This window comes from Micromonospora sp. NPDC048843, assembly GCF_040649965.1.
Lineage (GTDB): Bacteria > Actinomycetota > Actinomycetes > Mycobacteriales > Micromonosporaceae > Micromonospora > Micromonospora hortensis.
This window is the reverse complement of sequence record NZ_JBEZGJ010000244.1, coordinates 1-8,321: the sequence shown is the minus strand read 5'-3', so window position 1 is coordinate 8,321 and position 8,321 is coordinate 1. Positions and strand designations below refer to the sequence as shown.

General features: G+C 71.5%; 7 protein-coding genes. 4 read left to right on the top strand and 3 right to left on the bottom strand.

Annotated elements, in window-relative coordinates; translation table 11 throughout:
• Positions 1–145: 145 nt before the first annotated feature.
• Positions 146–832, bottom strand: coding sequence for a hypothetical protein (locus AB0C20_RS33350; protein WP_357569492.1), 687 nt, complete (start codon positions 830–832; stop codon positions 146–148).
• Positions 833–901: 69 nt separating this feature from the next.
• Between AB0C20_RS33350 and AB0C20_RS33345 the strand changes: the two genes are divergently transcribed.
• From AB0C20_RS33345 to AB0C20_RS33335, 3 genes are read left to right on the top strand one after another with little or no spacing between them, the layout of a single operon-like run.
• Complete coding sequence (locus AB0C20_RS33345) at positions 902–3,520, top strand: valine--tRNA ligase (RefSeq protein ID WP_357191459.1); 2,619 nt, start codon at positions 902–904, stop codon at positions 3,518–3,520.
• Positions 3,517–4,851: a folylpolyglutamate synthase/dihydrofolate synthase family protein gene (locus AB0C20_RS33340; RefSeq protein ID WP_357191457.1), complete on the top strand. Its 1,335-nt coding sequence runs from the start codon at positions 3,517–3,519 to the stop codon at positions 4,849–4,851. The genes AB0C20_RS33345 and AB0C20_RS33340 overlap by 4 nt, the downstream gene beginning before the upstream one ends.
• On the top strand, positions 4,848–5,282 hold the full coding sequence (locus tag AB0C20_RS33335; protein ID WP_357191455.1) for a DUF4233 domain-containing protein: 435 nt from the start codon (positions 4,848–4,850) through the stop codon (positions 5,280–5,282). The genes AB0C20_RS33340 and AB0C20_RS33335 overlap by 4 nt, the downstream gene beginning before the upstream one ends.
• A gap of 38 nt (positions 5,283–5,320) precedes the next feature.
• On the opposite strand, the gene AB0C20_RS33330 is transcribed toward AB0C20_RS33335, so the two are convergent.
• Positions 5,321–6,874 carry a VOC family protein gene (locus AB0C20_RS33330; protein ID WP_357191453.1) on the bottom strand — a complete coding sequence of 518 codons (1,554 nt, stop codon included), beginning with the start codon at positions 6,872–6,874 and terminating at the stop codon, positions 5,321–5,323.
• 141 nt (positions 6,875–7,015) lie between these two features.
• Here AB0C20_RS33330 and ndk point away from each other — a divergent pair, with 141 nt between their 5' ends.
• Complete coding sequence (gene ndk, locus AB0C20_RS33325) at positions 7,016–7,441, top strand: nucleoside-diphosphate kinase (protein ID WP_088949743.1); 426 nt, start codon at positions 7,016–7,018, stop codon at positions 7,439–7,441.
• A gap of 36 nt (positions 7,442–7,477) precedes the next feature.
• Here the strand turns inward: ndk and sigJ are convergent.
• On the bottom strand, positions 7,478–8,321 hold an 844-nt coding region (gene sigJ / locus AB0C20_RS33320), incomplete at its 5' end, for an RNA polymerase sigma factor SigJ (RefSeq protein WP_357569491.1).

Genomic DNA, 8,321 nt, shown 5'->3' with positions numbered 1-8,321 from the left:
TAAGCCCGACAAGGTCACGCTCGATCCTTGGTTGTAGTGGTATCCGCGCGTCCTGATGCCACTAACTACATCCAGGATGTTGCGCGGGCCTGCGGGCCGGGATGGGGGAGTGGCGGTGATCGAGGCGGGCGGCCCGCATGCTCGGTCAGTCTCGGGTCTGCATGCCGTCGCGCAGGTTGCGCAGCAGGCCGCCGGCGTCGCTGACCGCCCGGCCCGGGAACATCGCCATGACCACGCTGCCGTGGTCGGCCCAGCCGCACACCGCGAAGTCCCCGCCCTCGCCGCTGGTGCGGCCACACTTCAGCACCCCGCCGAGATCACCCGCGGGCAGCTCCCGCAGACCGTTCACCGCGCCGGTCTCGTCCGACATCAGGCGGAAGAGGCTGTCCAGGTCCCGTTCCGGCTGCCAGAGCAGTGTGGTGCCCCCGAAGATGAGCACGGAGCGCTTGTCGTCGGCCGGGTCGCGGTAGACGGTGCCGAAACTGCGGTCCAGTTCGATGTTCGCCGCCAGGCCGCTGCGCAGATAGTCGGCAGTGCTCTTCGCCCGCTCGCTGTCGTCACGCGTCAGACCCGCCACCCGATCGGGTGAGGCCACCTGGGTGTCCTTCTGCTGCGCCACCCGCCACCCACCGACACCAAGCACGCCGGCACCGGCGAGACCGACCACAAGTGCGACCGTCCAACCGATCTTGCGGCGGCGTGACCAGCCACTGGGCCGCTCGTCGGGGTCGCCTCCGGAGTCCCGGGTGCTCAGCTGGATCGGCTCTTCGGTCAGCTCGACCGGCTCGCGGCCGCCGTCGCGCGACCGCTCGGTGAGATGTGCGTCGGACATAGCCGACACCGTACGCGAACGGCAGGTGGCGCACGTCAGGTCTGCGGAAGCCCTCCGTAGACTTGTCCGGTGACCGAGAGACTGGATGCCCGACGCCCCGACGCCCCGACCCTTGCCGGCCAGTACCAGCCCGGTGAGGTAGAGCAGCGACGGTACGAGCAGTGGGTAGCCGGCGGGCACTTCCGGGCCTCCGCCGACAGCGACAAGCCCCCGTTCACCATCGTCATCCCGCCGCCGAACGTCACCGGCTCGCTGCACATGGGTCACGCGTTCGAGCACACGCTGATGGACGCGTTGACCCGGCGTAAGCGGATGCAGGGCTTCGAGGCGCTGTGGTTGCCGGGCATGGACCACGCCGGCATCGCCACCCAGAACCTGGTTGAGCGTCAGCTCGCCGCCGAGGGGCTGTCCCGGCACGATCTCGGCCGGGAGAAGTTCGTCGAGCGGGTCTGGCAGTGGAAGGCCGAGTCCGGGGGCGCCATCCTCGGTCAGATGCGTCGCCTCGGCGACTCCGTCGACTGGGACCGCGAGCGCTTCACCATGGACGCGGGGCTGACCCGCGCCGTCCAGACCATCTTCAAGAAGCTCTTCGACGACGGCCTGATCTACCGGGCCAACCGGATCATCAACTGGTGTCCGCGCTGCCTCACGGCGCTCTCCGACATCGAGGTCGAGCACACCGACGACGACGGCGAGCTGATCTCGATCCGCTACAGCGACGAGGTCGTCGTCGCCACCACCCGGGCCGAGACGATGCTCGGCGACACCGCCGTGGCGGTGCACCCCGACGACGAGCGCTACCAGCACCTGATCGGCACCGAGGTCGAGCTGCCGCTGACCGGCCGGCGGATCCCGATCGTCGCCGACGCGCACGTCGACCCGTCCTTCGGCACCGGCATGGTCAAGGTGACGCCGGCCCACGATCCGAACGACTTCGAGATCGGCCAGCGGCACGACCTGCCCGCGCTGACCGTGATGGACGAGCGGGGTGTGATCACCGTGCCCGGCCCGTTCGAGGGGCTGGACCGGTTCGAGGCGCGACCGGCGATCGTGGCGGCGCTGCGGGAGCAGGGCCGGATCGTCGCCGAGAAGCGCCCGTACGTGCACGCGGTCGGGCACTGCTCGCGGTGCAAGACCACTGTCGAGCCGCGGCTGTCGCTGCAGTGGTTCGTCAACACCGCCCCGCTGGCCCAGGCCGCTGGTGACGCGGTCCGCGACGGTCGGGTGCGCATCGAGCCGGCCGAGCTGGCCAAGCGCTACTTCGCCTGGGTCGACAACATGCACGACTGGTGCATCTCCCGGCAGCTGTGGTGGGGGCACCGCATCCCGGTCTGGTACGGCCCGGCGGGTGAGATCGTCTGCGTCGGCCCCGACGAGGCGCCGCCGACCGGCGAGGGCTGGCACCAGGACGAGGACGTTCTGGACACCTGGTTCTCCAGCGGTCTGTGGCCGTTCTCCACCCTGGGCTGGCCCGAGCAGACTCCGGACCTGGCGAAGTTCTACCCGACCAGCGTGCTGGTCACCGGTTACGACATCCTGTTCTTCTGGGTCGCCCGGATGATGATGTTCGGCCTCTACGCGATGGACGGCCGGCCGCCCTTCGACGTGGTCGCGCTGCACGGCATGGTGCGCGATCAGTTCGGCAAGAAGATGTCGAAGTCGTTCGGCAACGTGGTCGACCCGCTGGACTGGATCGACCGGTACGGTGCCGACGCCACCCGGTTCACCCTGGCGCGGGGTGCGAACCCCGGCCAGGACGTCCCGGTCAGCGAGGAGTGGTGCCAGGGCTCCCGCAACTTCTGCAACAAGCTCTGGAACGCCACCCGGTTCGCCCTGATGAACGGTGCGCACACCACTGGCGACCTGCCCCCCACCGAGCAGCTCTCCACCGTCGACCGGTGGATCCTGTCCCGGTTGGCGCACGTCACCGCCGAGGTCGACGAGCAGTTCGAGGCGTACGAGTTCGCCAAGGTGTGCGACCTGCTGTACCACTTCGCCTGGGACGACGTCTGCGACTGGTACGTCGAGCTGAGCAAGCCGGTGCTCGCCGAGGGCGGTGAGCGCGCGGAGGCCAGCCGTCGTGTGCTCGGGCACGTGCTCGACCAGCTGCTGCGGCTGCTGCACCCGGTCATCCCGTTCGTCACCGAGGAGTTGTGGCTCGCGCTGACCGGCGGCGAGACGGTGCAGGCCGCGGCCTGGCCGGTGGCGGACCGATCGCTGGTCGACGACGCCGCCGAGGCCGAGATGGTCGGCGTGCAGCGGGTGGTCACCGAGATCCGCCGGTTCCGTTCCGACCAGGGGCTGCGCCCCACGCAGCGGGTGGCTGCCCGCCTGGACGGGCTGTCCGGCGCGGGTATCGCCGCCCACGAGCCGCTGATCCGTTCGCTGGTCCGGTTGGATCCGGCCGGTGACGACTTCCAGGCCAGCGCCACGTTGGCCATGCCCGGCGCCGTCGGTGTCGCGTTGGACACCCGGGGGTCGATCGACGTGGGCGCCGAGCGGGCCCGGCTGACGAAGGACCGCGCGGCAGCCGAGAAGGAGGTCGCGCAGGCCCGGTCGAAGCTCGACAACCCTGCCTTCATCGGCAAGGCCCCCGAGCCGGTGGTCGCGAAGATCCGCGACCGGCTCGCCACCGCCGAGGCCGACCTGGTCCGGATCAACGCTGCTCTGGAGACACTGCCCTCGTGACCGACCGTAACGAATTCGCCGCCGTCGAAGCAGAGCTGAACGCCCGCGGTTTCACCCGCATGGTCTTCGAGCTGGACCGGATCGAGTCGCTACTCGACCTGCTCGGCAGCCCTCAGCGGGCGTACCCGGCGATCCACCTGACCGGCACCAACGGCAAGACCTCCACCGCGCGGATGATCGACTCGCTGTTGCGGGCGCACGGGCTGCACACCGGGCGGTACACCAGCCCGCACCTGGAGACCGTCCGGGAGCGGATCAGCCTGGACGGGGAGCCGGTCAGCGAGGAACGGTTCGCGTCGGTGTACCGGGAGATCAAGCCACTGGCCGAGCTGGTCGACGCGCGATCCGACGAGCCGCTGACGTACTTCGACATGACCACCGCGCTGGCGTTTGCCACCTTCGCCGACGCGCCGGTCGACATCGCGGTGGTCGAGGTGGGCCTCGGCGGGGCCGAGGACGCCACGAACGTCCTCCAGGCCGGGGTCTGCGTGATCACCCCGATCGGGCTGGACCACACCGAGTGGCTCGGTGACACGCTCCAGGACATCGCGCTGGCGAAGGCCGGCATCATCCACCCGGGGGCCACAGTGATCTCGGCGGCCCAGGAGGAGGAGGCCGCCGGTCCCCTCCTCGAACGCTGCGCCGAGGTCGGGGCCACCATCGCCCGGGAGGGCGGCGAGTTCGGCGTGCTGGGTCGGGCGGTCGCGGTCGGCGGTCAGGTGCTCACCCTCCAGGGGCTGGGTGGCGTGTACGACGACGTGTTCATTCCGCTGCACGGTGCCCACCAGGCGCAGAACGCGGCAATGGCGCTCGCCGCCGTGGAGGCGTTCCTCGGCGCGGGGGCTCGACGTCAGCTGGACATCGAGGCGGTCCGGGAGGGCTTCGCCTCGACCAGCTCCCCGGGTCGGCTGGAGCGGGTCCGTAACGCCCCGACCATCCTGCTGGACGGTGCGCACAACCCGCACGGCATGAAGGCCACGGTCACCGCGCTCCAGGAGGAGTTCGCGTTCAGTAAGCTGGTGGCCGTGATCGGCGTGCTGGCCGACAAGGACGCGGAAGCGCTGCTGGAGTTGCTGGAGCCGGTGGTCGACCAGGTGGTGGTCACCCGCAACACCTCGCCACGGGCGATGCCGACGGAGGAACTCGCCGCGCTGGCCGCCGAGATCTTCGGCGAGGAGCGGGTGGCTTCGGCCGAGGAGATGCCGGACGCCATCGAGCTGGCGGTGGCGATGGCCGAGGAGGACGTCCCCGGTGAGCTGAGCGGCGTCGGTGTGCTGGTCACGGGGTCCGTGGTGACTGTCGCCGACGCGCGTCGGCTGCTGAAGCGATGACCAGCCCGGAGCGGGACCCGCACCCCACCGAGGACCCGACCGGCACGCCGGTCGAGCAGCCAGCGGGGGAGGAGCCCACGGCGGGGCAGCCGCGACGCTCCGGGTTGCGCAACCCGGAGCGGGCGGTACGCGGTCTCGGTGCCGGCACCCTCAGCCTGGAGGCGCTGGTGCTGTTGCTGGCGATCCAGCCGATCCGGGTGGTCGGCGGTGACCTCGGCGGCGCCGCGATCGGTGCGGTGGTGGCACTGGCGGTGGCCGCCGTGGTGCTCGCCGGCATGATGCGTCGCCAGTGGGCCTGGAACGCCGGCACCGTGCTCCAGGGCCTGCTGTTGCTGGGCGGTCTGCTGCACTGGTCGCTGCTCGGGCTGGGCATCATCTTCGCCCTGGTCTGGGCGTACGCGCTGCACGTTCGCCGCGTCATTCTCGGCTGACGCCGGACCCGGCTGGCGCCGTCCGAAGGCGGGCCGGGTCAGGCGTCGGCGCGTTCGCGCCACTGGGTGAGCGCGACGCCGTGGCCATCCGGGTCGCGGAAGGCCGCCGCCCACCCCTCCAGCTTGGTGCCCCTGTTGACCACCCGGGGCGCGTACGTGAAGCGGACGCCCGACCCGCGCAACCGCTCGTACGCCGCCTCGATGTCGCTCACCTCGAGGTTGACGTGCACGAGTCGGCGGCTGATGGGCGCCGCCCCGGTCACCTCGCGCAGGACGATCCGGGTCGACCCGGAGGCCAGGACGGCGTTGTGGGCACCCTGGTCGACCTCGCTGAAGCCGAGCACGTCGCGGTAGAAACCGAGCGACCGGGGCAGGTCGGTGACCAGCAGGGTGAGGCCCACCCCGCTGATCGGCGCGGCCGGATCCGCGGCCGAGCCAGCGTCGAACCCGAAGATCGCCTGGTCCAGTTCCTCGTCGGTCACTGTCGTGGGTGCGGTCCCGGCCGGGGAGGGATCATCCAGCGGAAGATCGAGTGGGTCCAGCGGGTCGGCCGCGCCCGTGCCGGACCGCTGCGCGGGCGGCGGGTCGAAGCGTTGCGCGCTGGGCTGCTCGAAGCGTTCGGCGCCGGGCTGCTCGAAGCGTTCCGCGCTGGGCGGGTCGACGGGATCCTCGGTGGGCGGTGCGGTCGTGCCGCCCGCTCCCGAAGCGTCGAACCGGTCGGCGGCCGGCTCGTCGAAGCGCTCCTCGGCGGGCGGGCGCGGCGCCGGAGTGGTCGCCCGTCGGGGCAGCCCGCCGGCCTGCGGCTCGACGACGACACCCTCCAACACCACAGGGCCACCCGGGCTCTGGTGCATCACCACGGGCTCGCGCTCCTCGGGCACGACGCCCGGGTCGTCGCGCCGGAGGTCGTCGCGCCGAAGGTCGGTCCGCGAAGGGTCGGTGCGCGAAGCGTCGGTGCGCAGCGGGTCACCGAGCGGGTCGCGGAACGGGTCACCGACCGGGTCCCGGAACGGGTCACCGACCGGGTCGCGGAACTCGTCGCGGAAGTCGTCGTCGGGTGCGCGGTCTGCCCACGGCGGCGCGTCCTGCTGGATCAACAGCTCGTCCATCGCCTCCGCGTCGGCGAACTCCGGGGGTAGATCGGCGACGGCAGCGGCGGTCTCGGCATGGGTCGGCACCTCGTCCCAGAGGACCTTGACGTGCCGTTGGTCGTCCAACGCGACCCGGATCGGCAGAGTCTGGCCCAGCGACGGCCACTTGGAGACCGGCACCCTCGGCTCAATGATCTTCTTGGAGCGCGGCGGCAGACCAGGGGCGTCAATGACCAGTTGAAGTTCGCAGCGGCCGAACGCGTACTGGGTGGGTGGTTCGGAGGCGCTGTGCACGTGCCCGACGCCGACGACCCACGTGCGACCGCCGCCGCGTACGGTAGCCAGCGCGATCGCCAGCACCAGCAGGGCGACCCCGAGGGCCACGATGGCCCAACTCGTCATGCCGAGCCCGAACAGGACGACGAACGTGGCCACGGTGCCCAGCACCGCGCCGATCAGCTTGCGTACCGGCGCGATGGGTCGGTTCCCGCCATTCGCCACAGTGGACCTCCCGGGGTCAGGACCAGGCTAGGCCGGATCGGCCACCGGGGGAAAGACCGGCCGCCGCGCCGGCGCCGGGACCGGGTCGCTAGGCTGACCGTACCGATCCCAAGCGTTCAGCGCGTACAGGAGGAACCCAGCGTGTCCAGCAACAGCCCGGATGAGCGCAGCCTCGTTCTGATCAAGCCCGACGCGGTCCGCCGCGGCCTGGTCGGCGAGGTCCTCTCCCGCTTCGAGCGCAAGGGGCTGCGGATCGACGCGATGGCGCACCGGACGATGGATGCCGCGCTCGCCGACGAGCACTACGCCGAGCACGTCGACAAGGCGTTCTACCCGCCGTTGAAGGACTTCATGACCGGCGGCCCGCTGGTCGCCCTGGTGCTCTCCGGCGACCAGGTCATCGACGTGGTTCGCGGTCTGGTCGGCGCCACCGACGGACGCAAGGCCGCCGCCGGGACCATCCGGGGTGACCTGTCCCTGTCCAACCGGGAGAACCTGGTGCACGCCTCCGACTCGACGGACAGCGCCAAGCGCGAGATCGCGCTCTGGTTCCCCGAGCTGGGCTGACGCCCACCGGCCGGGGCCGACCGACGACGCCCGGTTTCAGCCGACCGCCGGCACCTTCGCCGGGTTGCCGACCACGTAGATCCCGGTGATCCGTCCGTCGGCCGCGGCGATGGTCAGCGTGTACCGACTGCCGTCGGCGCGGGTGATCAACATTGCCGGTTCGCCGTTGAGCTCGACCGGATCCATCGCCACTCGGTGACGTGGACCGTAGACCCCTGCGTAGAACCGGGCGATCCGGTCGGCGCCGGTGACCGGGTTGAGGGCGGCCCGCGCCCGACCGCCGCCGTCGTTCCACGCGGTGGCGTCGGCGGCCACCAGGTCGGTGAGCCTCGCCAGGTCACCCTCGCGGGCGGCGGCGAGGAACGCGTCCAGCAGCCGCTCCCGCTCCGGGCGGCTGGCGGTGAACCGACGCTGCTCCTGCCGTACCCGGCCGTTCGCCCGGTGGTACAGCTGCCGGCAGTCGTCGACGGACCGGTCCAGGATCTCGGCGATCTCCGCGTACGGCAGGTCGAAGGCCGTGTGCAGGACGTACACCGCCCGCTCCGGCGGGGTGAGCCGCTCCAGGACGTGCAGCAACGCGGTGGCGAGCGAGTCGCGTAGCTCCACCCGGTCCAACGGCCCGAACGGCGAGGGCGCGGTCGGCACCGGCTCGGGCAGCCACGTCCCGACGTACGTCTCGCGGGCCGCCTGCCGGACCCGCAGCCGGTCCAGGGCCAGCCGGGTGACCACCCGGGACAGGTACCGGCGCGGCTCCTCGACCCGGGCCCGATCCACACCCAGCCAGCGCAGGTACGCCTCCTGGAGCACGTCCTCCGCGTCGTGCCGGCTGCCGAGCAGGCGGTACGCGAGCCCAAGCAGCATCGGCCGGTGCGCTCGAGGC

What these genes read in the sequence shown, in the direction of transcription:
- AB0C20_RS33350 (WP_357569492.1), bottom strand. Translation starts at nt 832, where the DNA reads ATGTCCGACGCACATCTCACCGAGCGGTCGCGCGACGGCGGCCGCGAG.
- AB0C20_RS33335 (WP_357191455.1), top strand. Translation starts at nt 4,848, where the DNA reads ATGACCAGCCCGGAGCGGGACCCGCACCCCACCGAGGACCCGACCGGC.